Here is a 26175-nt window from a genome sequence, read left to right as displayed (position 1 = left end):
CCTAAAATAAAAGCACTTCCAGCGTTCGCTTACGGAGGAAGTGCTTCACACAAAAACTAAACTAGACTTAACTAAACTATTCTATTGGGGGAGTTTCACAACTCCTATCTGTTCGGTGCAAAGATAAAAAAACATATTTTAATATGCAAAAGGATTCTATAATAAATCGACGTTTTTTCCGATTTTATCGACGGATTAGTCGATTTTTTTAGCTTCTTTGGTCTAAAAATTCTTGAAAAGCTTGTTTATAGCTGTCACTTATCGGGATGTAATTCTTTCCGAACACGATGCGGCCACGGTCTATAATACGTATTTTATTCTTCTGAACAATGTAGGAACGGTGGACGCGCATGAAACGCGAGGCAGGCAGAAGTTCCTCCATTGCCTTCATGCTCATGAGAGACAGGATAGGCTTGGGAGAATCCTCCTCGTAGATTTTGAGATAGTCTTTTAGCCCCTCTATGTACAGAATTTTACTCAATTCGATTTGCACCAGCTTATACTCGCTCTTTACGAAGATGCTCTGAATCTCTTCCTTGGACTGTTGCAGCAATTCGAACCATTGCACAGCCTTGTTGGCAGCCTGCAGAAAGTCGACGTAGGAGATGGGTTTCAGCAGGTAGTCCAGCGCATTGACTTTGTAGCCGTCTATGGCATACTGGTCGAAGGCGGTGGTAAAGACAATGCGGGTGCCGGAATCGACCATCTTCGAAAATTCCAGTCCGTTCAGTTCGGGCATCTGGATGTCGAGGAAAAGCAGGTCGATGTGCTTCTCGGGCAACTCCTTGATGGCTTGTACGGCACTGGAGTATTTACCGACCAACTCTAGAAACGGGGTCTTGTTGACGTAGCTTTCCAGCAACCCCAGGGCGAGGGGCTCGTCGTCTACAATGGCGCACTTCAGATTCATATCTTTATAATTAAAATAGATTTATACTCTTTCATGTCCTCACTCACTCCTTGCTGCCAGTCGTAATGGCCGGGATAGGTCAGCTCCAGACGCTTGCGCACTTGTTCCAACCCGATGCCGCTTCCACTCTTGTCTGCCACGCTTTTGGGATGATAGCTGTTGGTTATTTCGCAATGTATCTCTCCGGGGCTTTCACTGAAGTGGATACGGATAAAGCTGGGCTCGGTGGGGGAGATGCCATGCTTGAAGGCATTCTCTATGAGGGAAATAAAGATGAGCGGAGCTATTTCCGTACGGCTGTCCGGTCGGACGTCTATCTTTGTTTCCACATGGACGTTGGCGGAGAGACGGATGCGCATCAGTTCGATGTAGTTGCGGATGAAGTCCATCTCCTTGTCCAGGGTGACGAAGTTCTGCTGATTGTCATACAGCACATGGCGCAGCAGTCGGCTCAGTTCCTGCACGGCAGTCTGTGCCTTGTCGGCATCGAAGGCGATGAGGGCGTAGATGTTGTTCAGCGTATTGAGCAGGAAGTGCGGGTTGAGCTGGTTGCGCAGGTTCTTCAACTCGGCTTCCGTGCGGCTTTTCTCGGCTTCGCGGCGGGCGGCGTCCATCTGCGCCCAGCGGCGGCTCAGCTTGATGGCAGCGCTGAGGCCGGCGGTGAGAATCATGGTCGAGACGTCGCGCAAGATGAATATCCATTTGGGAGGCCCCATGTGCTGACCGCCATCATCGCCGCGCATATGGTTTTGGAATGTGTATTCTTGCCAAAGGTGGGCGCCGGTGGTAATGCAGATGATGAGCAGTGTGTTCAGCAGGAGATACTGCCGGATGCGTCCCTCGAACAAGTAGCGGGGAATGAGGAGGCAGTAGTTGATGTAGAATACAAGGAAGAATGAGAGGGTACTGCTGCTACCGTGGCGCAGATAGTCCGCGAGGCTGATATTGAAGCCGCTGCGTGTCATCATCAGAAAGGGGAAACCGATGACGATACCCCAGACAATGATGTGTATCAGGGTTTCGATGCCGCGGTGGCGTGGGTTAGGGAGCTGTTGTTTCATCATGATACAAAGATAGGAATTTTAGATGAATATTGTTAATATCCACCGCCTGCGAAGCAAATTTCTGTTCGCAGGTTGCGGATAAGCGTTTCCAGGTTGCGGATATGTATCCCAAGCTTGCGGATGTCTATCCCAAGGCTTGGGATAGAGATTATTCTTAGTTTCGCATAACTTTTTTCCCTATTGCCGGAAACTTTTTTCCTAATACTTAAGAACTATTTGGCTAACTTCCGGCAAGGGAGAAAAGGTTATTCGTAGCGTATGGCCTCTATCGGGTCGAGGTCCGCAGCTTTCTTGGCGGGATACCAACCGAAGAACACTCCGGTGACGGTACATACGGCGAAGGAGAGGAATACACTCCACGGCTGGATGAAGATGGGCCAGTGGGCAACGCTCTTCACTATCCAGCTGGCTCCGCATCCTATGATGACGCCGATGATACCTCCGGTGATGCTGATGAGGATGGCTTCGATGAGGAACTGGCTCAAGATGTCGACACCGCGGGCGCCTACACTCATGCGCAGGCCGATTTCGCGCGTGCGTTCCGTCACCGATACGTACATGATGTTCATAATGCCGATGCCGCCCACTACGAGCGAAATGCCGGCTATGCAGGCAAGCAGCGTGGTCATCAGGTCGGTGGTGGAGTTCAGCATGGTGCTGAGTTCCTGCTGGCTGCGAATGGTGAAGTCGTCGTCGTCACTCTCCTTCAGCTTGTGGTTGCGGCGCAGTATCTCGGTGATCTCGTCGGTGGCATTGTCCGTCATGTCCTCGGTGAGGGCGGAGGCGAAGATGCCGCTAAGGTAGGTCTGTGCCAGCAGGCGTTTCATCACGGTGCTGTAGGGGGCAAGCACTACGTCGTCTTGGTCCATGCCCATGGAGTTGTAGCCTTTGGACTTCAGCACGCCCACCACGCGGAAGGGCACTTGGTTGAAACGGATGATACGTCCCACGGGGTCCTCTCCTCCGGGAAAGAGGTTGTCTTGGATGGTCTTTCCGATGACGCACACCTTGGCAGAGGTCTGTATGTCGGCTTCGGTAAACATCTCGCCGTTCTCCACGCTGAGCTGCCGGATTTCGAGATAGTCCGTGCCCACGCCGCTCACGGAGGAGGGGTAGTTGTTGTTGCCCGCGATGAGCTGCCCGCTGGAGGAGACATTGGGGCTGACGGCAGCCAGGAAGTTGGTTTCGTTGCGCAGGGCTTCGTAGTCGGTCAGCTTCAAGGTCTGCATGGCGCTGGGGTCTTGGCGGACACCGCCGCGCATGTCGGCACCGGGGTGAATCATAATCATGTTGGAGCCCATCTCGGAGATTTGCGCCTGGATGCTTTTCTTCGAACCTTGTCCGATGGCAAGCATCGTGATGACGGACGCCACGCCGATGATGATGCCCAGCATGGTGAGGAATGCGCGCAGCTTGTTGTTGTTCAAGGCTCGCAAGGCTATTTTGAAAAGGTTTGTTCCGTTCATATCGTTTTAATGGAAAGTTTAAAATTAATCCCTAATCCTTAATCCCTTATCCCTCATTCCTCCTCCTGCTTAGGCAATGCTGCCAGGGCTTCGGCTGCATTCTGGATTTGGGTGTTGATGGTATCGTCCTTGATTTGTCCGTCGCGCAGCACGATGTTGCGGCTGCTGTACTGGGCTATTTCGGGGTTGTGGGTGACGAAGATGATGGTGCGTCCTTCGGCATGCAGCTTTTGGAACAGTACCAGAATCTCGAAAGAAGTACGGGTGTCCAGGTTACCCGTAGCTTCGTCTGCCAGGATAACGGCGGGATTGTTCACCAAGGCGCGGGCGATGGCTACGCGTTGCATCTGACCGCCGGACATCTGATTGGACTTATGTTCCAGTCGGTCGCCCAGCCCCACGGCTTGCAGGGCTTCGATGGCACGTCTCCGCCTTTCGGAAGCCGAGACGGAGGAGTTATACATCAGCGGTAGCTCCACATTTTCCACGGCAGTGGTTTTGGGCAGCAGGTTGTAACTCTGGAATACGAAGCCGATTTTACGGTTGCGTAGTACGGCGCGTTGAGGCTTGCTCATGGTGCGTACGGAGATACCGTCCAGCAGGTATTCGCCGCTGGTGGGCGTGTCCAGGCAGCCGAGGGTATTCAGCAAAGTCGACTTTCCGGAGCCCGATGTACCCATGATGGTGACAAACTCGCCTTCACGGATGGTGAACGAGACGCCGCGCAGGGCATGCACGGTTTCGTCCCCCACCTGGAAGTTGCGTTTGATATTTTGAAGTTCAATGACTGCTTTATTCATAATTCTTTTTTTGTATTATTTTCCGCTCTTCTTCTTACTTCCCGGAGGGCCAGGCATGAACGGACTCTTCTCACCTCCGGGAGCTTCCTGGCTCATGTCCGGAGCGCCGCTGCCGGGCATGCTGCCGATGGTGGCTTCGGTCACCACTACGGTACCTTCGTTAATGCCGCTGATAATTTCCGTGTTGACTCCGTTGGAGATACCTATCTTCACCGGATGGGCGGTAAAGGTGTTGCCTTCGCGGGTCCAGAGTTTATGTTCCCCTTCGCAATCCTTCACGATATCATTGTCGCCGATAAGCGGTTTTTCGGGGTTGAAGCGCAGGGCACGGGCAGGAGCGCACAGTACGTCTTTGCGGTCGAGGGTGAAGATGGTGACGTTGGCTGTCAGGCGTGGTTTCAGTTTCAGGTCCGGGTTGTGGGCGGAGATGACTACTTCGTAGGTCACAACCGTGCTGGTGCTGGTGCTCGACGTGCTGCTTGAGCTGGCATCTCCCAGACGAATTTGTGTGACCACTCCTTCGAACACGTCATTCGGGTAGGCGTCTACGGTAAACGTGGCGCGCTGTCCCTCTTCCACACCGCCTATGTCCGCTTCGTCCACGTCGGCCACAACCTGCATCTGCGTCAGGTCGGCAGCGATGGTGAACAGTGTCGGTGTCTCGAAGCCGGAAGCCACGGTCTGTCCTGCTTCCACGTCGCGGCTGATGACCACACCGTCGATGGGAGAGGTGATGGTGGCGTAGGAGAGGTTGCGTTCAGCCTTTGCCAGTGATGCCTGGCTGCTTTCGTAGTTGCTCTTGGCCTTCTCGTAGTTATAGACGGACTGCTCATAGTCCGTGGCGGCGATGAGCTGCTTTTCGTTCAGCGTCTTGTTGCGCTCGTAGAGTTTTTTCTGGTACTCGTATTCGGCCTTTGCACCGTTGTAGGCGGCGCGTTGCGAAGCGAGTTCGCTTTGCAGTGTCACGCGGTCCATCTCGGCAATGAGTTGGCCTTTGGTTACTACGGAATTGTAGTCTACATGAATCTTGTCGATGATACCGCTCACCTGGGTACCCACTTCCACTTCCGTCACCGGTTCGATGGTCCCCGTGGCGGTTACGGATTCGGAAATCTCGCCTTTATGGATGGTTGCTGTGGCGTAGGTCACCTTGTGCTTGGCCTTGGCACCACCGAAGAGCCATACGCCGCCGCCCACTATGATTACGGCAGCTACGGCAATGAGGATGATTCTTTTTTTGTTCATATATATAAGGTATTATAATTCGATTTTTTCTCCTTGATAAAACTTCAGTAGCTGCATATTCAGTATGGCCATGTATTTGGCTTGTAGTGTCTCCTGCTGTGCGCTGAGCAGATTGCTTTTCTCAGTCAGCAGTTCTACGGTATTCTTCATGCCCAGGTTGAACTGCTCTTGAATCAGTTCATAGCTGGTCTGCGTACTTTTCAGTTTCTCTGTGGCGGCGGCGTAGCGCTGCTGGGCGCTGTTGGCATCGAGCCAGAGGGTTTCGATGGTCTTGTACAGCGTTTTTTGGTCGTCCAGCAGGTCCAGTTCGCTGGTCTGCTTCTGAATCTTGGCTTTCTCTACGGCACTCTTGGTCTGCCGGTTGCTGAAGATAGGCACGCTTACGGTGAAGCCCAGCGAGTTGTTCCAGTTCTGTTTGACTTGCTCGCTGAAGGTGAAGTCATTGCCGTTGGCATGGCTGGTTCCGATGCCGGCGCTGAGGCTCAGCGTAGGCAGATAGCCAGCGCGGGCAATTTTGATGTCGAGGTCGGATGTTTGTATATTCAGTTTGCCGGCTTCTATTTCCGGACGGAGCACGAGGGCAGAACGGTAAACGTCCGTTTTGGTGGGCAGGGGTGCCAGTACGTTTTCCGTGCCGAGTGTGGGGATGTAGAGGTTCATCTCGGATTCGCCGTCCAGTTCCAGGAGTTGTTTCAGTTGTAGTTTGTAGTCTTGCAGGGTGGCTTGTGCTGTCACCAGCTGGTACTTGTCGGTACTCACTTGCGCTTCCAGTTGTGCCAGGTCGCTTTTGGCTATGCTTCCTGCTTCGAGAAGTTGGCGGGCGCGTTCGCATTCGGCCTGGCTCACTTCCAGGGTCGATTCGTTCACTTTCACGGCTTCGGCGGCGTAGAGTATCTGTACGTAGGTTTGTGCGATACTTTCTTCGATGCTGTTCTCGCTCTGTGCTACGCTAAGTTCGGCAATGCGGTTGTTCAGCTGCTGTTGTTTGATGGTGTTGAGGCGTTTCCCGCCGTTGTAGAGGGTCCAGTTGGCATCGATGCCGTAGCTGCCGTTATAGGAAGTCTTGCTCTGGCTGCTGGTGATGTTGTCGCCGTCAATGATGGTGTTTGTCTCGCTCTTCGGGCGATTCACGACACGCTGGCTCACATTGGCCGAAAGGCTGGGGAAGAGGGCGGCCCGGGCGGTTTTTACATCTACCTGGGCACTTTCCGCGTTGAGGCGGTTCTTGCGGATGGTGATGTTTTGCTGCAAGGCATAGTCGATGCACGCTTGCAAGTCCCATTGGGTGGGCAGGCTGTCGGCTGGCTGCTCGGAACTGCCGGGTATCTGCGTGGAAGTGCCGTTTTGGGCGGCCACTCCCATGCAGCTTGCCATACATAGCGCTATCACTGTCAATCTTTTTACGTTCGTCATATCTTCGTTATTCTATGGTTTTACATTTGCAAATGTAGTGGGGTGGAGAAAGGATTGCAAAAGTGATAGACGTTGAGTGAATTTTCCTCGCCTAAAATCTTTTTTGTACCGATGAATGGGAGAAGTCTTTTTTCTGTTCAACTTTTCACCTTTTTATTTGTTCTTTATATAAAAGTATTTTATATTTGTAATCATTATAATTTTATCGGCATGAAACAGACTGCGGTAAACATTTGGCGTTTTTATTTGGAAGGTTTTCGAAGTATGACGTTAGGGCGTACTTTGTGGCTTATCATTCTTGTGAAGTTGTTCATCATGTTTTTCATTCTCCGCCTTTTCTTCTTCCCACGGTTTCTGAATACCCCCGTGGTGGGCGATGACAAGGAAGGCTATGTCAGTAATGAGCTTATCCATCGGAGTCTGGGCGACTAAACACGGAGACACAGAGTTTATTTCCTTGCCCTTATAAATTCTCCGTGTCTCTCTGTTCTTACCCGATAACTTAAAAACTTAATAACTCATAACTTATAACTCATAACTTGATTCTTATGCTTGGACACATTGACACTTCCCTGATTGACTGGTCGAGAGCCCAATTTGCCTTGACCGCCATCTATCACTGGATTTTTGTGCCGCTGACACTTGGACTGGCGGTAATTATGGGCATCATGGAGACAGCGTACTACCGTACGGGTGACGAATTTTGGAAACGTACTGCCAAATTCTGGATGAAGATTTTCGGTATCAACTTTGCTATTGGTGTGGCAACCGGTATCATTCTGGAATTTGAATTCGGTACGAATTGGAGTAATTACAGTTGGTTTGTGGGCGACATCTTCGGTGCGCCGCTTGCCATCGAGGGTATTTTGGCTTTCTTTATGGAAGCAACGTTTATCGCCGTCATGTTCTTCGGCTGGGATAAGGTGAGCAAGCGTTTCCATCTGGCATCTACTTGGCTCACGGGGCTGGGCGCCACGATTTCTGCCTGGTGGATTCTGGTTGCCAATGCGTGGATGCAGAATCCCGTAGGTATGGAGTTCAATCCCGATACGGCACGCAACGAGATGGTGGACTTCTGGGCTGTGGCAACTTCGCCGATGGCTGTCAATAAGTTCTTCCATAGCGTGCTGTCCGGCTGGGTGCTGGCTGCCGTGTTTGTAGTAGGTGTAAGCTGCTGGTATCTGTGGAAGAAGCGCGAGAAGAAATTTGCGCTGGCAAGTGTAAAGATTGCTGCATGGGTAGGTCTGTGTGCCGCCGTGCTGTCTGCCTGGACGGGCGATGGCTCAGGCTATCAGGTGGCGCAAAAGCAGCCGATGAAGCTGGCTGCTATGGAAGGCTATTATGAAGGGCGGCAAGGTGCCGGATTGGTAGCGTTCGGGCTGCTGAATCCTGCCAAGCAGACACCGCAGGACGGAGTAGACCCATTCCTTTTCCGTGTGGAAATCCCTAAGATGCTGTCGCTGCTTGCCGAGCGCAAGATGGATGCTTTTGTTCCCGGCATCAATGACCTGCTGAAAGGCGGATATCCGTTGAGGGACGGTACCGTAGCGCTTTCGGCAGAAGAGAAAATAGAAAAAGGAAAAACGGCTATCGGTGCGTTTGCCGCCTATCGTGCAGCCAAGGCTGCGGGCAATGAGGCGGATGCAGAGGTGGCTGCCAAAGTGTTGAAAGATAATGTAGCCTATTTCGGTTACGGTTATATCAAGGACGTGAACGAGCTGGTGCCCAATGTGTCCCTTACGTTCTACATGTTCCGTGTGATGGTGATGTTGGGTGGATACTTCATCCTCTTCTTTATTGTGGTGCTGTTCCTGGCCTATAAGAAAGACTTGTCGCGGATGCCATGGATGCATTGGGTGGCTATGCTCACCATTCCGCTGGGCTATCTGGCTGGACAAGCCGGATGGGTGGTTGCCGAGTGTGGTCGCCAGCCGTGGGCCATCCAAGATATGCTGCCCACGAGTGCCGCCATCTCTAAGCTGGATGTAGGCTCCGTGCAGACCACGTTCTTTATCTTCCTGGTACTTTTCACTGTCATGCTGATTGCTGAGGTGGGAATTATGCTGAAGGCCATTCGCAAAGGTCCGGAAACCGAAACGCACACACCGTCACATAACTCATAACTTATAACTCATAACTCACAATGAATGCTTATATATTTCTTCAACACTATTGGTGGTTTGTAGTCTCCTTGCTGGGAGCACTGCTGGTATTCCTGCTGTTCGTGCAGGGAGGTAATTCGCTTCTGTTCTGTCTGGGGAAGACGGAGGAGCAGAAGAAGATGATGATTAATTCTACGGGACGGAAGTGGGAGTTCACGTTTACAACGCTCGTCACGTTTGGAGGCGCGTTCTTTGCTTCGTTTCCGTTGTTCTATAGTACCAGTTTCGGAGGGGCCTATTGGCTGTGGATGATTATTCTGTTCAGCTTTGTGTTGCAGGCTGTCAGCTACGAGTTTCAGTCGAAGGCGGGAAATCTGCTGGGCAAGACAACGTATCGCACATTCCTGGTGATAAACGGAGTAGTAGGTCCGGTATTGCTGGGTGGGGCGGTTGCTACGTTCTTCACGGGGTCTAACTTCTATATCAATAAAGGGAATATCGCAGATGCGGCAATGCCGGTTATCAGTCAATGGGCTAACGGCTGGCATGGGTTGGATGCGCTGCTTAATCCGTGGAATGTGGTGCTGGGGCTGGCTGTGTTCTTTCTGGCACGTATCTTGGGAGCGCTTTATTTTATTAATAATATCAATGAGGATGATTTGGTGAAACGCTGCCGCCGGGCACTCTGGGGAAATACGGCGTTGTTCCTGGTATTCTTCCTGGCCTTCGTCATCCGCACGCTGCTTGCCGACGGCTATGCTGTACGCCCGGAAACGGGAGAGGTGTTCATGGAGCCCTACAAGTATCTGACGAACTTCCTGCAGATGCCGGTAGTGCTGCTTGTATTCCTGGTTGGTGTGGTGGCTGTGCTCTGGGGCATTATCCGCACGCTGTGGAAGCCGGCATTCGACAAGGGTATCTGGTTTGCCGGTGCAGGGACGGTGCTTACGGTATTGGCACTGCTGCTTGTGGCAGGCTATAACAATACGGCCTATTATCCTTCTACCCACGACCTGCAAAGCTCACTCACGTTGGCAAACAGTTGCTCGAGCCAGTTCACACTGAAGGTTATGGCTTATGTCTCTATCCTTGTTCCTTTCGTTCTTGCCTACATCTTCTACGCTTGGCGCAGTATCGACAATCGCAAGATTGATGCGAAGGAGATGGAAGAGGGAGGACACGCGTATTAATTAAAAATTAAGAATTAAAAATTAAGAATTAAAAATTAAAGGAGGATGTGTCATCTGTGTGCTATTAACTGTTTTGATACATCCTCTTCTTATTCTTTTGTCCGCATCTCATTTAGCTGGAATTTGGGTACCAGTTTCATCAATCGTAGAATCTGTCCTTGCCTTTTCTTTATGTAAGGGGAGGGGTGTGCTGAGTCGAAGCGTATGGGATTGGGCAATGTTGCCGCTATTAGTGCGCACTGTCCGGCAGAGAGCTTGGCGGCGGTGGTCTTGAATTTGTATTTGGCGGCAGCTTGTGCGCCATAGATGCCTTTTCCCATTTCGATGGAGTTGAGATAGACCTCCATGATACGTTCTTTGGACCAGAAGAATTCTATCAGTACGGTGAAGTAGACTTCCAGTCCTTTACGTACCCAGGAAGACTGGGGCCATAGGAATACATTCTTTGCCGTCTGCTGGCTGATGGTGCTTGCGCCCCGTTTCCGTTTTCTTGTTTCATTCTCCTTTATCGCTTTCTGTATCTCGATGAAATCGAATCCGTTGTGTGTGGCAAACCGGTTGTCTTCCGAGGCAATGACGGCCATAGGCAGGTGAGGGGATATCTTGTCGGAAGATACCCAAGTGTGGTGCCAGCATGGACTTTCACCCTTAAAGACCTGCTGCACGCTGCGAATAACCATCAGTGGCGTGATGTAGACAGGTACAAAACGATAAACCACTACCGCCAGGATAGTGGAAATAAAGAAGAATAATATGATGTTGCGGAGGAACCGCAAAGGCTTCGGGAGTTTCATGGAGAGAGTGCCAATGTGATTAATGTGTTAATGTGCCAATATGCATATTGGCACATTAACACATTAATCACTTTACCATATTAATTAGCTGCCTCCGCATTCTTAATCATCTGTTCGCTGGCATACATATATACCTCTACGCGTCGGTTCTGGTCGGCAGACAGACTTTCGTCGTATTCGTTGTATCCCACGCCTTCCACTTTCTTGAACTGGGCCGGAGATACACCGCAATCCTGCAAATAGTTCTCTACGGCATAGGCGCGGTTCTTGGAAACTTTCATGTTGGCTTCGTAAGTACCCACTTTGTCGGTATGGCCGATGATGGCGATATCCGTTGTCGGGTCTTCCTTCAGAATCTGTGCGAGTTCGCGCAGGGAAGCCTTTGCCTCGTTGCTCAGTGCTGCGGAGTTGAAGCCGAAAAGAATACCTGCCGCAAAGGATACTTTGACAGCCGGCAAGCCGTTGGCATCCGTCACCTGCTCCACTTGGGCGCCTTCAATCTTGGCAGCTTCGGCAGCCTTCTTGTCCATCTTGTGTCCGATGGCAACGCCGGCACCCGTACCTACTGCAGCACCTACCGCAGCTCCAATGGCTGCCCCCTTGCCTTTACCTATCAGTCCGCCGATAATGGCACCTGCTGCTGCACCGGAGCCACCGCCGATTATTCCACCTTTGGCCTTGTTGTTCATTGTGCCGCAACTGCCCAGCAGCAATGCGCCGCACAAAAGCAATACTGTAAATTTCATCTTCTTCATAACTCTTTTTCTTTAAAAGTTGACTTTATCTTTAATGTTGCAAATTTATGTATATAATAACCATATTCTTCTTTCTAAAGTTCGCCAGTTCTGTCCTTTTTTAGAGAATTTTCCTTTTGATGAGGACGAACCAGGCTGTCAGTATAAGACCTTTGGCAATGGTCGTTCCACTTACTGCCCACCAGATGGCATCCACTCCCATACCCATGTGCACCAGCAGTAACGCCACCGGAATACGCATGTAATTGCATCCGATGCTGACAATGGCAGGCGGCACTGTCCGTCCCAGTCCGTAGAACACGCCCTGCATGGTAATTTCCATCATCATGAACATTTGCGAATAGCCGTCGATGCGGAGGAAATCTCCACCCACACGGTAGGCTTCGGCCTCGGGTACGAAGATAGAGAACACCTCGCTGCCGAAGAAGATGAACAGTAGTGAGCAGAGGCTTCCGAATACGCCCGTCATCCACATGGTGGTGCGCCATGCTTGCTTCACGCGCGACTTCTGCCCCGCGGCATAGTTCTGGGCGATGAACGTGCTCAGCCCCGTGGAGAATCCTTGCGAAGTATTCCAGGTGATGGCCTCGATTTGTCCGCCGGTGGTGAATGCCATCAGTCCGATGTGTCCTCCCTGCTCCGAGGCGGTGCGCGAGAGGAACATGTTGACGAAGGCAAATAGCGTGTTCAGCGTAGCCACGGGCAGCCCGAGCTTGAAGATGCGCCGGGTGTACTTCTTTTTCAGCGGAACGATAAAGGAGAAACCTCCGAGCACGGCGCTTTTCCCCCGGAGCTTGTAGACGAAGATGCCGAATACTGTAGCTTCGGAAAACCATGTGGCAAGTGCCGCGCCCACTGTTCCCCAACCGAAGCCGAAGATGAACAGAGGGTCGAGGAGGATATTCATAATCAGTCCCGTTCCGCTGATGTAGAACGGAATCTTGCTTCGTCCTGCCGCGTTGTAGATGCCCGTGAAGGCAGCGGAGAGAAAGACAAACGGCAGTCCCGTCGACACGATGCGCAGATAAGTCACGGCGGCGTCCGTGATATGCTGTTTCAGCTCGAAGATGTTCAGAATGGGGCGGGCGAAAAGGAAGAGCAGACCTCCCCAGCAGACGGAGATGAGCAGGGCAATCGTAATGTTGTGCGAAGCAAAGCTGCGTGCATCCTCTTCGCTGCGTGCACCGATGGACTGGCCTACGCTGACTTCGGCGCCCACTTTATTGAGCAAGGCGATGGAGCCGGACATCCACGTCAGTATGCCTACCGCACCTACTGCAGCCACGGACTCACTGCCCAGACGCCCTACCCATGCCATGTCCGTCAGGCTGTAGGCCATCTGGATGAACGAGGTGGCCATGATGGGCATTGCCAGCGTGAAAAGCTGGCGGTTGATGGGGCCTTGTGTCAGATTCTTTGTTCCTTGCACGTTGACGGGTTTTTAGGTAAACAATGTGTTGTTCATCCCCTTTTCCGCTTTCTGCGGAGACGGTGGCGGCGTTTCTGCTTGTACTTTCGTATCTTGGCATATACCAGCCAGATGAAGAGCAGACCGAAAACGGCGAAGATGAGCAGCACGATGCCTGTGTTGAGATTGTCACCTTTCACGCGGCTCCACATCTCGAGCACCAGTTCCGTGCGGTCGCCGAAGTCGCGTATCATGGCGCAGCGTTCCACTACTCGGCGGTCAGGATATTGTACCGGGTCTATCTGCAGGCTGTCGGCTCCGGGCAGGGGGCCGAAGAAGTAGCTGAGGTCGGAGTGCACGTCGAGCGTGGTATCGGTCTTGGCCTCCATGATTTCCGGTGTGGCTACGGCGCTGACGTAGCCGATAGCATCCATGTTGCGCAGTGCCACGGAAGGCTGGCAGAGGTAGTTGATGAAATAACTTGCCGCCTTCACGTTGCGGGCGTAGCGGGGGATTACCCAGCCGTCGTACCAGATGTTGCTGCCTTCGCAGGGGACGGTGTAGTCCAGTTCCACACCCACGGCATCGGCCTCCTCGATGGCCCAGACGGCGTCGCCGCTCCAGGTGAAGTTAATCCACGCCTTGTTCTTGGTCATCATTTCCTTGCCGAAGTCGGCTTCCCAGCCGGCGATGTTGGGTTTCATCTCCTTGAGGCGTTGCTCGGCCAGGGCGATGGCCTGCGGGGAGTTGTCGTTCATCAGTTGCTCTACGGTGACGGTGCTGTCGGCCAGCTCCCGGGCGTGGGCGTAGATGATGGCGGTACCGTAGGCATCGCGGAAGCTGTCCTTCATCAGTATTTTGCCGCGGTTTTTGGAGTCCCAGAGGATGTCCCATGTGTCGGCCTCTTCGGCGGTAATAAACTTTTTGTTGAAGAGGATACCAGCGGTGCCCCACATGTAGGGCACGGCATAGTCCTCGGTCTGGCGTTCCGGTTGCGAGGTCTTGTTCAGCTCGTGGCGAATGTAGGGCGACACGTTGGGGATGTAGTCCGGCGTGTGACCGAAGTTGCGGTCGATGGGTAGCAGGAGGTCTTTGCGAAGCATGCGTTCGATGATGTACTCCGAGGGGCATACGACGTCGAAGTCCTCGTGCCCGCGCTCAATTTTGGTGAGCATGATTTCGTTGATATCGAACACCTGGTAGATGATACGGAGGTCTTCGCCCGTCTGCTGCTTGTACCAGTCGGGAAATTCGGCAAGCACATCTTCATCGATGTAGTCCGCCCAGTTGTATATCTTCAGTACACGGCTGCGCTCTTCTGTAGAGTTTCCACAAGAGGAGAGGGATGCGATACAGCACAGTAGAATCAGTATGTTTATTATCCTTTTCATCATCTTGTTCTTGACAATTGATAACTTATAACTCATCACTCACATCAATCGTTTTTCGTCCGTTCGGCCCGCTTGTTGATTACAATCAGCAGCACCAGCACCGTCACGAAGATGATGGTGGAGAGTGGCCGCAGTTCCGGCGTCAGTCCACCCTTGCGCGCATCGGCGTAGATGTAGGTGGAGAGCGTTTCCAGCCCCTGGTTGCCGATGGTGAAGATGGTCACGGCAAAGTCGTCGATGGAGAGCGTGAAAGCAAGGATGAATCCGCTTATCATACCCGGAAATATCTCCGGTAGAATAACCTTGCGCAGTGCTTGGAACGGTGTGGCGCCCAGGTCGAGTGCCGCCTCGTAGACATTCTGGTTCATCTTCTTGAGCCGGGGCATTACGCTGAGCACCACGTAGGGCGTGCAGAAAGTGATGTGTGCCAGTACCACTGTGGTGAATCCTTGCGATATGCCGAAGCTGACGAACAGCAGGAACAGCGACACACCGGTGATAATGTCTGCATTCATCATCGGGATGGCATTGGCGAAGTTCATTACCTGCCGTGTGCGCGAGCGCAGATTGAAGATGCCGATGGCTGCAATGCTGCCCAGCGCCGTACTGGCGGTGGCGGCAAGCAGGGCAATGGCGAATGTGTTCCAGATAGCATTTATCAGCGAGTGGTGCATCCCGCCCGTAAACAAGGAGCTGTACAGCTTGGTGGAGAATCCCGTCCAGTTGCCCAGCACCTTTGCCTCCGTGAAGGAGAATATCATAATAATTAAGATGGGCGAGTAGAGCAACGCCAGCAGCAGCCACAAGTAGCCGCGGGTTAAGATTCGTGTCATCATATCACACCTCCGCTTTCATTCGATGCCCCGTCCTCCTCGTTGGTAAAGAGGATGGTGATGCCTATCAGCAGCAGCATGATGAGCGAGAGGGCGGCACCGTAGTTCCACATTCCGTTGTAAATATTCTCTTGCACCGTGGTGCCGAACAGTTTGATGTTGTTCATTGTCAGCAACTCGGCAATGGCAAAGGTAGAAACCGTAGGCATAAACACCATCACTATGCCGCTCATCACTCCCGGCATGGAGAGCGGCAGAATCACCTTGCCGAATACGCGGGTAGGAGAGGCTCCCAAGTCCTGCGCAGCCTCAATCAGATTGTGGTCCATCTTCTGAAGGGTGTTGTAAATGGGGTATATCATGAACGGCAGGAAGTTGTAGACCATACCGAACACAAGGGCACCTTCGCCTAGCGGCAGGTTCAGGAAGTCGAACAGCGCCACTGTGGCAAGCGTACGTATCAAGATATTCACCCACATGGGGAGGATGAACAGCACCACCATGGTGCGTGAGGTGTTGAATTGCTTCTGGCTCAGGATATACGCTGCCGGATAGCCCAGCAGCAGGCAGACCAGCGTGGTGATAACGGCTATTCCGATGGAGTAGACAAACGTGTTCATCGCTTCGGGGTGCATCATGAACTTGCGGAAGTTGGCCAGCGTAAACGCTCCCCCTTCGTCCGTAAAGGCATAGAGCACGATGAGCAGCAGCGGTACTATGACAAATACAAGCAGAAACAGCGCGTAGGGTACCGTCCAGTTGCGCCGGCGCATGAAGAAATGGGATAACTTATTGAGCACTTCCTTCCTTATTAAGAGATTGAACAATCCGTATATTTTGAGGGGCGATGGTGATACCTACGCGGTCGCCGTCGTCCCACACGTCGTTGGTGTCGACAAAGATGTCTTCGTCCCAGTCCGTAAACACGGTCAAGTGGTAATGGTTCCCTTTGTAGAGTATGAATTTCACTTCACCCGTCAGTCGGCCGTCCTCTTCGTTGTCTTCGAGGATGACGTGCTGGAAGTCTACTTCCACTTGCACGGCGCTGCCCGGCTCGATGCCCTGCACGGGGAGGCACTCGAAGTTACAGCCCAGGAAGTCTACGTGCGTCTCGTCCACCAGCTTTCCCTCGAAGGTGTTGCAGGTGCGTTCCTTCTTCATTACGTGGATGTCGAAGGGTTTCACCAGCAGGCCGACTTCGCGTCCTGCCTCGAAGGCATGGTAGTCCTGCACCATCAGCTCGTAGCCTTCGCGCGTCTGCACCAGCATTTCGTAGTGTACGCCTTTAAAGATGCAGCTGGTTACGGTCCCCGTCAGCTGTGCGGCGTCGGATACATCGAAGATGTAGATGTCTTCGGGGCGAATCACTACGTCTACCTGCATCTGCTCGCCAAATCCCGTGTCCACGCATTCAAATTCGTGTCCGCAGAAGGTGACGGCTTTATCCTTTATCATAACTCCGTTCAAGATGTTGCTTTCACCAATGAAGTCTGCTACGAAGGAGTTGATGGGTTCGTTGTAGATGTCCGTCGGCACGCCTATTTGCTGGATGCGTCCTTCGCTCATCACGACGATGGTATCGCTCAAGGTCAGTGCCTCTTCCTGGTCGTGGGTCACATATACGAAGGTGATGCCCAGCTTCTGGTGCATCTCCTTTAGCTCCATCTGCATGTCCTTGCGCATTTTTAGGTCCAGGGCGGCAAGGGGTTCGTCCAGTAGCAGCACTTCGGGTTCGTTGACGATGGCTCGGGCAATGGCTACGCGCTGTTGCTGCCCGCCGGAAAGGGAGTCTACGTCGCGGTCCTCATAGTCCGTCATGCCCACCATGCGCAGGGCTTGCTTTACCTTCTTCTCGATGGTGGCACCGGGCAGCTTCTTCAGCTTCAGCCCGAAGGCAATGTTGTTGAACACGTTGAGGTGGGGGAAGAGGGCGTACTTCTGGAACACGGTGTTTACCGGACGCTTGTGCGGCGGTGTCTGCGTGATGTCCTTTCCGGCAATGGTTATCACTCCTTCCGAGGCTGTCTGAAAGCCTGCAATGAGGCGCAACAGTGTTGTCTTTCCGCAGCCGGACGGTCCCAGTATTGTTACAAACTCGCCCTTACGGACAGACAAATTCACATCATTCAGCACGGCCTTATCTCCGAAAAATTTCGATACGTGCTCCACACCGATGATGCAATCGGACTTTTGCATAAGCGTCTTTTACTTTATCCAAACGAATTAAACAAATCTCAGAAGAAAGCTGAAATAAAATCAAAACAGTTTCTCGGGCTTTCAAAAAGCGGGTGCAAAGTTACATAATTTATCGGGATTTTTCGCCTTACTCTAAAATTCATTATTCCTATGAAGTTAAAATAATAAGTAATACCTTTGTTGGCAGTATTGATATTAAAACTTAATAACATGATGGAAAAGAAGATTGTACTCATCACCGGAGCCTCCTCGGGAATAGGGGAAGGCTGCGCGCGTAAATTTGCCATGAACGGTTACCGGCTTATACTCAATGGCCGTAATGTGGAGAAACTGAATGCTGTAAAGAAAGAATTGTTGGAGAAATATGGAGCCGATGTGTATCTGCTTCCTTTCGATGTCCGCGACCGGCAGGCTGCCCGTGCCGCCCTCGAATCCCTTCCGGAGGAATGGAAGGCGGTAGACATACTGGTGAACAATGCCGGACTCGTCATTGGGGTGGACAAGGAACATGAAGGTAACCTGGATGAATGGGACATTGTCATCGACACTAACGTGAAAGCCTTGCTTGCCATGACCCGCCTCGTGGTTCCCGGTATGGTGGAGCGTGGCCGTGGTCATGTTATCAATATGGGGTCCATTGCCGGAGATTACGCTTATCCGGGAGGCAGTGTGTACTGTGCTTGCAAGGCTGCCGTCAAGGCCCTTTCCGACGGACTCCGCATCGACCTGGTAGATACCCCGGTACGCGTAACGAATATCAAGCCGGGGTTGGTGGAAACCAATTTCTCCGTCGTCCGTTTCCGTGGTAACCGGGAGGCGGCCGATAATGTATATAAAGGTATACGCCCGCTGACCGGCGACGATATAGCCGAAGTGGTCTATTTCGCCGCTGCCGTCCCCGAACATATCCAGATTGCGGAAGTGCTGGTGATGCCTGCCAACCAGGCCACGGGGACAATTGTCAGCCGGAAATAGAATTTGTATAAGGATATGATAAAATGATACTATTTTATCTTCGGGGAAACGCCTACATTTGCGCACAGCTAAATGAATATAGAATCTAAACAAGAAAAGCATGAATTTCAAGAAACGAACAAATTTCCTCTTTGGAGTACTGCTGCTGATCGGCAGTTTGTTGGCTCAAAACGTATGTGTATCCACTCCGAAAACCTCTTTGGTGCTTTCGGCTCCTGAAGGCGGTACACTGAGACACTTGTATTATGGTAACAGACTTTCTGAAGCCGACTTGCAGAATATCTCTGCGGCAGAAGCGAGCCATGCAGCCTATCCCGAATATGGATTGAACGCTCCCGTGGAGACGGCCCTCGCTGTGAAGCATGCCGACGGTAACATGACCCTCCAGCTCGAAGTGCTGAATGTGACTACCGAGAAGGAAGGGAATGCCGTGACGACTGTCGTGGCGCTGAAGGACAAGGTGTATCCCTTCTTCGTCAACGTCTGTTACCGTGCCTGGCAGGATGCCGACGTGATAGAATCCTGGACTGAAATCTCCCATCAGGAGAAGAAGCCGGTGGTGCTCAATCAGTTTGCTTCCGGCTATCTGCCCATCCGCCGTGGCGATGTATGGCTATCCCATCTCTCCGGCTCCTGGGCCAATGAAGGGGTTTTGACGCAGGAACCTCTCACTCCGGGCATGAAGGTTATCAAGAATAAGGACGGTGTGCGCAATTCCCATACTGACCATGCCGAAGTGATGTTCTCCCTTGACGGCCGTCCGCAGGAGAACACGGGCAACGTGATTGGTGCAGCCCTCTGTTACAGCGGCAACTACAAGCTCCGCATTGAGACGCACGATGATGAATACCACCATTTCTTTGCCGGAATCAACGAAGAAAACTCTACTTATTCCTTGAAGAAGGACGAGCTTTTCCGCACACCCGAACTTGCCCTGACTTATAGTAATGAAGGCTTGAGTGGCGGCAGCCGTAACTTCCATCGCTGGGCACGCCTGCACAAACTGGCGCACGGCACTACCCCCCGCAAGATTCTTTTGAATAGTTGGGAAGGCGTGTACTTTGACATCAACCAGCAAGGTATGGACCAAATGATGGCGGACATTGCCTCCATGGGTGGCGAGTTGTTCGTGATGGACGATGGCTGGTTTGGCGACAAGTATCCCCGTAAGAACGACAGCTCATCACTCGGCGACTGGGTGGTGGACAAGAACAAGCTTCCGAACGGTATTGAAGGCTTGCTGAGTGATGCCAAGAAACATGGCGTCAAGTTTGGCATCTGGATTGAGCCGGAGATGGCGAACACTACCAGCGAACTCTACGAGAAGCATCCCGACTGGGTACTTAAAGCTTCCGAACGTGACGTTGTGTTGGGACGCGGCGGCACGCAGGTAGTGCTTGACCTTGCCAATCCTGCCGTGCAGGACTTCGTTTTCGGTGTGGTAGACAACCTGATGACCTCTTATCCTGAAATAGATTACATCAAGTGGGACGCCAATATGTCTGTCCAGAACCACGGTTCGCAATATCTGACGAAGGATAATCAGAGCCACATGTACATCGAATTCCACCGCGGCTTCGAGAAAATCTGCCAGCGCATCCGTGCCAAATATCCCGACCTTACCATCCAGGCATGTGCCAGTGGAGGCGGTCGTGCCAACTACGGAGTGCTGCCTTACTTCGACGAGTTCTGGGTAAGCGACAATACCGATGCCCTGCAACGTGTCTATATGCAGTGGGGAACTTCCTATTTCTTCCCCGCCATCGCTATGGCATCGCATATCAGTGCTGCCCCCAATCATCAGACGTTCCGCACCATCCCTCTGAAATATCGGATAGACGTTGCCATGAGTGGTCGTTTGGGTATGGAAATCCAGCCCAAAAATATGACGGAAGAAGAAAAGGCTCTTTGCAAGAATGCCATTGCCGAGTACAAGACCATCCGTCCCGTAGTACAGTTGGGAGACATTTACCGCCTGCTCTCTCCTTATGACAAGCAAGGTGTGGCTTCTCTGATGTACGTGGCTCCGGAGAAGGACAAGGCAGTCTTCTATTGGTGGAAGACGGAACATTTCTGTAACCAGCACCTGCCGCGTGTGAAGATGGCAGGGCTCTGTGCCGACAAGCAATACCGGGTGCATGAACTGAACCGTATAGATAATGTTCCCTTGAACTATGAAGGAAAGACTTTCAGCGGTGCCTATCTGATGGCAAACGGGTTGGAGATTCCTTACACACATAAGGTGGACTACCACAAACAGACCGACTATTCAAGCCGTGTGCTTTATCTGGAAGAGGTGAAATGACGTGAATAAAGGTGAGGTTTAGCCGCGTAAAGGTGAACTTGAGCGGCGTAAAGGTGAGGTTGATGGGTACAGTTGGTACAGTGGTACAGCGTCTCTTCTATCTCACACACGCATGTATATAAATAATGTACGCGTTATGAAGTAATGTACATAAGCACATGTGTGTGAAGCAGAAGAGGCGCTGTACCCACTGTACCAATTGTACCACTGTTTGGATGTCCAACTTTTCTTTTCGTACCCTTTTGGGACTTTCAGGTAAGATGGAAACATAAAAAAAGTCCCACAATACATTGATATTGTAGGACTTTTTTCTTTTTGTCGCCTTCTGACTTTGTTTCTATGTGAACCGCTTGGGGCTCGAACCCAAGACCCCAACATTAAAAGTGTTGTGCTCTACCTGCTGAGCTAGCGATTCAATCCTTCATTGCTGTTAAGCGGATGCAAAGATAGATACTTTTTTGAAAATTGCAAAATAATATCATCTTTTTTCTTATCTTTGTCCCCATTAATCCTTGATATTAATCATTATCACTGAACATTAATCATTAAATACATGGCAACAGTAGACGATAAAAAGATTATCTTTTCTATGGTTGGGCTGAATAAAACCATTCAGCAGAACAACAAGCAGGTACTGAAGAACATTTACCTCTCGTTCTTCTACGGGGCAAAAATCGGTATCATCGGTCTGAACGGTTCGGGTAAATCGACCCTGCTGAAGATTATCGCCGGATTGGATAAGTCCTATCAGGGCGAAGTGGTGTTCTCGCCGGGATATTCTGTGGGATATCTGGCTCAGGAACCGTACCTCGACCCCACCAAGACCGTGAAGGAAATTGTAATGGAAGGCGTGCAGCCCATTGTGGACGCGCTGGCAGAATACGAGGAAATCAACCAGAAGTTCGGCTTGCCCGAATATTATGAGGACCAGGACAAGATGGACAAGCTCTTCTCCCGTCAGGCCGAATTGCAGGACATCATCGACGCGACCGATGCCTGGAACCTCGACAGCAAGCTGGAGCGTGCCATGGATGCCCTCCGTTGTCCGCCCGAAGACCAGTCCGTAGAACATCTTTCCGGTGGTGAGCGCCGCCGTGTGGCCCTTTGCCGCCTATTGTTGCAGAAGCCCGATGTGCTTCTCCTCGACGAGCCCACTAACCACCTTGATGCCGAATCTATCGACTGGCTGGAACAACACTTGCAGCAGTACGAGGGTACGGTGATTGCCGTGACGCACGACCGTTATTTCCTTGACCATGTGGCAGGCTGGATTCTTGAACTGGACCGTGGCGAGGGCATCCCCTGGAAGGGGAACTACTCCAGTTGGCTGGAACAGAAAACTAAGCGCATGGAGCAGGAAGAAAAGACAGCCAGCAAGCGCCGCAAGACACTGGAACGCGAGCTGGAATGGGTACGTATGGCTCCCAAAGCTCGTCAGGCAAAGGGGAAAGCCCGTCTGAACTCCTACGACAAATTACTGAACGAGGACGTGAAAGAGAAGGAAGAGAAGCTGGAAATCTTTATCCCGAACGGCCCCCGTCTGGGCAACAAGGTGATTGAAGCCAAGCAGGTGGCAAAGGCGTTCGGCGACAAACTGCTGTTCGACGACCTCAACTTCATGCTTCCACCCAACGGAATCGTGGGTATCATCGGCCCTAACGGTGCCGGTAAGACCACGCTTTTCCGCCTTATCATGGGGCTGGAAAAGGCAGATAAAGGCGAGTTTGAGGTAGGGGAGACCGTAAAGGTGGCCTACGTGGACCAGCAGCACAAGGATATCGACCCCAACAAGAGCGTATATCAAGTCATCTCCGGTGGAAACGACCTAATTCGCATGGGTGGACGCGACATCAATGCACGCGCCTATCTGTCCCGTTTCAACTTCTCCGGCGCCGACCAAGAAAAGCTCTGCGGGGTGCTTTCCGGTGGTGAGCGCAACCGTCTGCACCTGGCGCTCTGCTTGAAGGAAGAAGGTAATGTGCTGTTGCTGGACGAGCCCACCAACGACATCGACGTGAATACGCTCCGTGCTCTCGAAGAAGGTTTGGAGGACTTTGCCGGATGTGCCGTGGTCATCAGTCACGACCGTTGGTTCCTCGACCGTATCTGTACGCATATCCTCGCTTTCGAAGGAGACTCCAATGTGTTCTTCTTTGAGGGCTCTTATTCCGAATATGAGGAAAATAAACAGAAACGTCTTGGGAAAGAAGAACCCACCCGTGTACGTTATAGAAAGCTCATGAATGACTGATTTGAGTATTTCAAAGAACAAATAGGAGAGAGGGAGGTCAGCCATAAGGCAAACCTCCCTCTCTCTTCTTATTATCTACTCGTCACTTAGGGAGTGTGTAATATACCATTATTCATGTCAGGATTCACGAATATTCATTCGTAGCACATGATACTACCAGGCCCAATCGGTGACATTATAGCTACTCTCCACTTCATCCTCAATATAATCGGGAAGATTGCAGAAGAAGTCTATGCCTGTCTTGCTTTCAAGTTCATCAATACTGATGGCATTTGCTTTGGTGTCATCCCTATTCAGCGGATGTTCAAAAGTATAGCCGTAGTCATCACGATGTTCCACCCAAAAACCTATGGCCTGATAGGATGTAGCTATGTCAACAAGCTGATTGGCACGATGAGCCAATACGGCAATGAAGTAATATTGTGGAACAGGCAATCCTTTTGATGTGAAACCATTTGAGTCAGTAGCGGGCATCACTCCATCTCCTCCTGCCTTGGTTCCCTTATAATCTATCAATAGCTTGTCGAGCGTTCCACCTTTTGCCACATAGATTTTATCGTACACACTTCCAAAGGCATTGTCCTTGCGCACCCATGAATTGAGTAACTGCTCGAAGGTAACCCAGTAACCGCCATTGAATGAGTTGAGTTGTGGACTCATGTTGCTGAAGTAGAAAGTCTGCTTATTGGCTTCTGTAGAAAAAGAACGGTCATCGGAAGCACAGAGGTGTCCTCGGTCGAATCCGTCATTGGTATGCCAGCTATTGTCAACCCTCATACTCTCCGGCAGCAATGGGTCTACTGCCCAGGCGTCATCACTTCTGGTTACATTTTTCACCCCCGTAATGGCATCGTAGCTATAGGCCACCCAGCGAGAATGTTTCATGTGGTCGTTCCATTCCATTGCATAGTTAAGCACCTTGTTGCCACCGGCCGTAACTTCATGCTCCACGTAGGTATTACCCTCCATCAGATGTGGCATTTCGTATTCTGTCACGTAATTTTGTCCTTGGGCGGATACATTCGCATTTTTGTTTTCTATCACAATTTTTTGGGCTGCATTATGCTCCACTCCTACATTTATCCCATCAACGTATGCGATGCGAAGTTTGAACATGGCAACTTGTGAAGGAAGCTGATAGCGTACCCAATAAGAAGTTTTTGCTTTGGCCACAGCCTTGTCACTCCATTGCTTTACGGTGGAGTAATCGGGAAGTGACGATAGATTATCAGTATCAAATTCTTCTGAAAAGGTGAATCCGTCACCGGAAATAGTCTTATTGGCTGCAATACTGATTTGCGAACGGATTGATTCATCCAATGTCAAGCCTTTGCTACCATCAATAGCATATAGTACTTCACGCTTGGAACCTTGTTCAGTGAATTGAATGTCATTGATAGTGGGATGTTCATTCATTTCTGAAGAATCATCTGAGCTACATCCACAGAACAATGGCAGCAACAGGCAAATCGCTAAAATCAAATTGTAATATCTTTTATTCATATCATATATAAAATTGAAAAAGAAATCCGCAATGTCATCTACATATACTGTGATGGCAGTGCGGATTTTACTTTATTATAAAAAATTCTTTATTCAGTCACTTTAGAAATGAAGAATGCGCTTCCCACTTGATCGGAATCTTTGTAGCTGGTACGAACACCGCATATAGTAATCTTATCACCTTCAACAATACCCAGTGATTCGAACTGTTTGCTTGCGCCTTTCCAGCCTGTAAGAAGACCATAAACATATACCTTGCCGCTTTCATCTGTAATATCAAAATTACCATAAAGGGTACTTGCGATATTTGATACAGTACCGGTCAACTGGTAATATTGTGAAGGGCTTTCCTCTGCTGCAAGGAAATCAGCAACAGTAACTGTTTTTACACTCTTCACGTCCTCTGCAACGGCATTGGTCATCTGCGGAGTACCTTTGTATTCGGCACGTGGACCAACGAGAGTTACAATATCACCTTCCTTGATATTAGAATCAGCAAAATCTTTGATGCCATAGATATATACATCACCCGAGAAATCCTTGATGTAGATATTGCCATATTGGGTATTAGCAATCTTGGTCACTACACCACTAATGCGGTATTGTGTAGCACCAACCTCGGCGGCAATGAATTCAGCAACAGTAGCTTCAACGATGGCGCCCTGCTGTGAGAGTTCAGTCTTGCTTGTGTAATCTTTTTTACCGTCAGTAGTGCGGAATGTAATGCTGGTTGAACGGTCACCACCTTCGTTTCGGGCAGCCCGGAACTTCACGCAAGCATCTGTTCCTTTCTGGTCGATAGAGACAATAGACAACCATTCTTTGGCATCCTCAGGAATTTCTACAGAAACGCCGTTGCCTTTGGTTATGATGTATGCCTCAAAGATACCACCCTCAACCGGAAGTACATCATTGTAGACAGAGTCGACCTTGATGAGCGATTTGTTAATCTTGAGCACAGTAACATCAACAAGCTCAACTGTAGTACCGTAGGTGGTTTTGGGACCTTGTATTGTTACCTCATCGCCTTCTTCCAGACCCAGGCTGGCAAAATTCTTCGTATTGCCTTTGGCGTCCAAAGTTCCATAGACGTAAACCTTACCGGTGGCATCCACAATGTCCCAGTTGCCGTAAACGGTGTTGGAAATATTTGAAACAACACCGGTCACTTTATAAGTCTTCTTGTCGGGACCGGCTATTACCTCGGCACAAGTAGCTTCCGAAATGACTGGCAAGCCTTGCATGATAGTCAAGTTCTGAGTTTCATTGGCGCTGCTCAGCTTCAGTTCCACTGAACGGCCATCCACAGCTTCATCAGCAGAGAATGTGATTTTGCTTTCGCCTTGAGGACCTTGAGTTGTAGAGATGGTAAGCCAATCGGCCTTGTCGTTACCTGTGATAATCCATTCGGACTTCGATTCAATTGTAATGTCAGTGCTACCTCCTTCAACCGGCAGCGCAACGTACGACTGTGAAACCTTCAATCCTGACAAGCCTATTGCTGCATCATCTTCAGCACAGCTTGAGAAAAGGGAAATCACAGCAGCAAGTACTATAAATAGATATTTTTTCAT

At 50.9% G+C, this 26175-nt stretch carries 21 protein-coding genes and 1 tRNA gene; 6 read left to right on the top strand and 16 right to left on the bottom strand.

All coding sequences use genetic code 11. From position 1 onward, the window contains the following. Positions 1-208: 208 nt before the first annotated feature. The 6 genes from DW800_RS13695 to DW800_RS13670 form a co-directional block, all read right to left on the bottom strand. Positions 209-910, bottom strand: coding sequence for a LytR/AlgR family response regulator transcription factor (locus DW800_RS13695; RefSeq protein WP_022401519.1), 702 nt, complete (start codon positions 908-910; stop codon positions 209-211). Further along, entirely contained in the window at positions 907-1974 is a 1068-nt protein-coding gene (locus DW800_RS13690; RefSeq protein WP_118936650.1) for a sensor histidine kinase, read from the bottom strand. The genes DW800_RS13695 and DW800_RS13690 overlap by 4 nt, the downstream gene beginning before the upstream one ends. A gap of 245 nt (positions 1975-2219) precedes the next feature. Then, positions 2220-3440 (bottom strand): ABC transporter permease, encoded by a 1221-nt coding sequence (locus tag DW800_RS13685; RefSeq protein ID WP_005836280.1) that lies wholly within the window; start codon positions 3438-3440, stop codon positions 2220-2222. Positions 3441-3493: 53 nt separating this feature from the next. Next, a complete protein-coding gene (locus DW800_RS13680) occupies positions 3494-4240 on the bottom strand; it encodes an ABC transporter ATP-binding protein (protein ID WP_005828066.1) in 747 nt (248 codons plus the stop codon). Between the two features lie 15 nt (positions 4241-4255). Beyond that, positions 4256-5485 carry an efflux RND transporter periplasmic adaptor subunit gene (locus tag DW800_RS13675; protein WP_005828067.1) on the bottom strand — a complete coding sequence of 410 codons (1230 nt, stop codon included), beginning with the start codon at positions 5483-5485 and terminating at the stop codon, positions 4256-4258. Positions 5486-5497: 12 nt separating this feature from the next. Beyond that, complete coding sequence (locus tag DW800_RS13670; RefSeq protein ID WP_008663122.1) at positions 5498-6898, bottom strand: TolC family protein; 1401 nt, start codon at positions 6896-6898, stop codon at positions 5498-5500. Positions 6899-7108: 210 nt separating this feature from the next. Between DW800_RS13670 and DW800_RS13665 the strand changes: the two genes are divergently transcribed. The 3 genes from DW800_RS13665 (at position 7109) to DW800_RS13655 (ending at position 10190) form a co-directional block, all read left to right on the top strand. Continuing rightward, positions 7109-7330, top strand: coding sequence for a DUF4492 domain-containing protein (locus tag DW800_RS13665; RefSeq protein ID WP_005836288.1), 222 nt, complete (start codon positions 7109-7111; stop codon positions 7328-7330). 116 nt (positions 7331-7446) lie between these two features. Then, entirely contained in the window at positions 7447-9021 is a 1575-nt protein-coding gene (locus DW800_RS13660) for a cytochrome ubiquinol oxidase subunit I (protein WP_016273496.1), read from the top strand. Between the two features lie 20 nt (positions 9022-9041). Continuing rightward, on the top strand, positions 9042-10190 hold the full coding sequence (locus DW800_RS13655) for a cytochrome d ubiquinol oxidase subunit II (protein ID WP_005828073.1): 1149 nt from the start codon (positions 9042-9044) through the stop codon (positions 10188-10190). Between the two features lie 89 nt (positions 10191-10279). Here DW800_RS13655 and mtgA read toward each other — a convergent pair whose 3' ends face one another. From mtgA to potA, 7 genes are all read right to left on the bottom strand, one after another. Then, positions 10280-10984: a monofunctional biosynthetic peptidoglycan transglycosylase gene (gene mtgA, locus DW800_RS13650; protein ID WP_119958142.1), complete on the bottom strand. Its 705-nt coding sequence runs from the start codon at positions 10982-10984 to the stop codon at positions 10280-10282. Between the two features lie 80 nt (positions 10985-11064). Beyond that, positions 11065-11739: an OmpA family protein gene (locus tag DW800_RS13645; protein ID WP_005828077.1), complete on the bottom strand. Its 675-nt coding sequence runs from the start codon at positions 11737-11739 to the stop codon at positions 11065-11067. A gap of 100 nt (positions 11740-11839) precedes the next feature. Then, positions 11840-13168, bottom strand: coding sequence for an MATE family efflux transporter (locus DW800_RS13640; protein WP_119958141.1), 1329 nt, complete (start codon positions 13166-13168; stop codon positions 11840-11842). A 32-nt stretch (positions 13169-13200) separates the two neighbouring features. After that, positions 13201-14538 carry an ABC transporter substrate-binding protein gene (locus DW800_RS13635; RefSeq protein WP_207814336.1) on the bottom strand — a complete coding sequence of 446 codons (1338 nt, stop codon included), beginning with the start codon at positions 14536-14538 and terminating at the stop codon, positions 13201-13203. A gap of 44 nt (positions 14539-14582) precedes the next feature. Beyond that, positions 14583-15374, bottom strand: coding sequence for an ABC transporter permease (locus DW800_RS13630; RefSeq protein WP_008663130.1), 792 nt, complete (start codon positions 15372-15374; stop codon positions 14583-14585). After that, on the bottom strand, positions 15371-16144 hold the full coding sequence (locus DW800_RS13625; RefSeq protein WP_035457908.1) for an ABC transporter permease: 774 nt from the start codon (positions 16142-16144) through the stop codon (positions 15371-15373). Before DW800_RS13625 ends, DW800_RS13630 begins: the two co-directional genes overlap by 4 nt. 16 nt (positions 16145-16160) lie before the next feature. Further along, positions 16161-17567 (bottom strand): polyamine ABC transporter ATP-binding protein, encoded by a 1407-nt coding sequence (gene potA / locus DW800_RS13620; RefSeq protein WP_005828085.1) that lies wholly within the window; start codon positions 17565-17567, stop codon positions 16161-16163. Positions 17568-17780: 213 nt separating this feature from the next. Here potA and DW800_RS13615 point away from each other — a divergent pair, with 213 nt between their 5' ends. Both DW800_RS13615 and DW800_RS13610 read left to right on the top strand, forming a co-directional pair. Next, positions 17781-18542 carry an SDR family oxidoreductase gene (locus tag DW800_RS13615; protein ID WP_034532791.1) on the top strand — a complete coding sequence of 254 codons (762 nt, stop codon included), beginning with the start codon at positions 17781-17783 and terminating at the stop codon, positions 18540-18542. 100 nt (positions 18543-18642) lie between these two features. Then, entirely contained in the window at positions 18643-20847 is a 2205-nt protein-coding gene (locus DW800_RS13610; protein ID WP_119958139.1) for an alpha-galactosidase, read from the top strand. A 342-nt stretch (positions 20848-21189) separates the two neighbouring features. On the opposite strand, the gene DW800_RS13605 is transcribed toward DW800_RS13610, so the two are convergent. Then, positions 21190-21262 (bottom strand) — tRNA-Lys (locus DW800_RS13605). Between the two features lie 138 nt (positions 21263-21400). Between DW800_RS13605 and ettA the strand changes: the two genes are divergently transcribed. Further along, on the top strand, positions 21401-23098 hold the full coding sequence (gene ettA, locus DW800_RS13600) for an energy-dependent translational throttle protein EttA (RefSeq protein WP_016273502.1): 1698 nt from the start codon (positions 21401-21403) through the stop codon (positions 23096-23098). Positions 23099-23251: 153 nt separating this feature from the next. Here the strand turns inward: ettA and DW800_RS13595 are convergent, their stop codons facing one another. Continuing rightward, positions 23252-24580 carry a DNA/RNA non-specific endonuclease gene (locus DW800_RS13595; protein ID WP_081028762.1) on the bottom strand — a complete coding sequence of 443 codons (1329 nt, stop codon included), beginning with the start codon at positions 24578-24580 and terminating at the stop codon, positions 23252-23254. Between the two features lie 110 nt (positions 24581-24690). Next, positions 24691-26175, bottom strand: coding sequence for a BACON domain-containing protein (locus tag DW800_RS13590; RefSeq protein WP_057253274.1), 1485 nt, complete (start codon positions 26173-26175; stop codon positions 24691-24693).

Source organism: Bacteroides sp. AM32-11AC (assembly GCF_003603515.1).
Taxonomy (GTDB): Bacteria; Bacteroidota; Bacteroidia; order Bacteroidales; family Bacteroidaceae; genus Bacteroides; species Bacteroides uniformis.
Note: the sequence above shows the minus strand (reverse complement) of the source record. Positions and strands in the feature narration are given on the sequence as shown.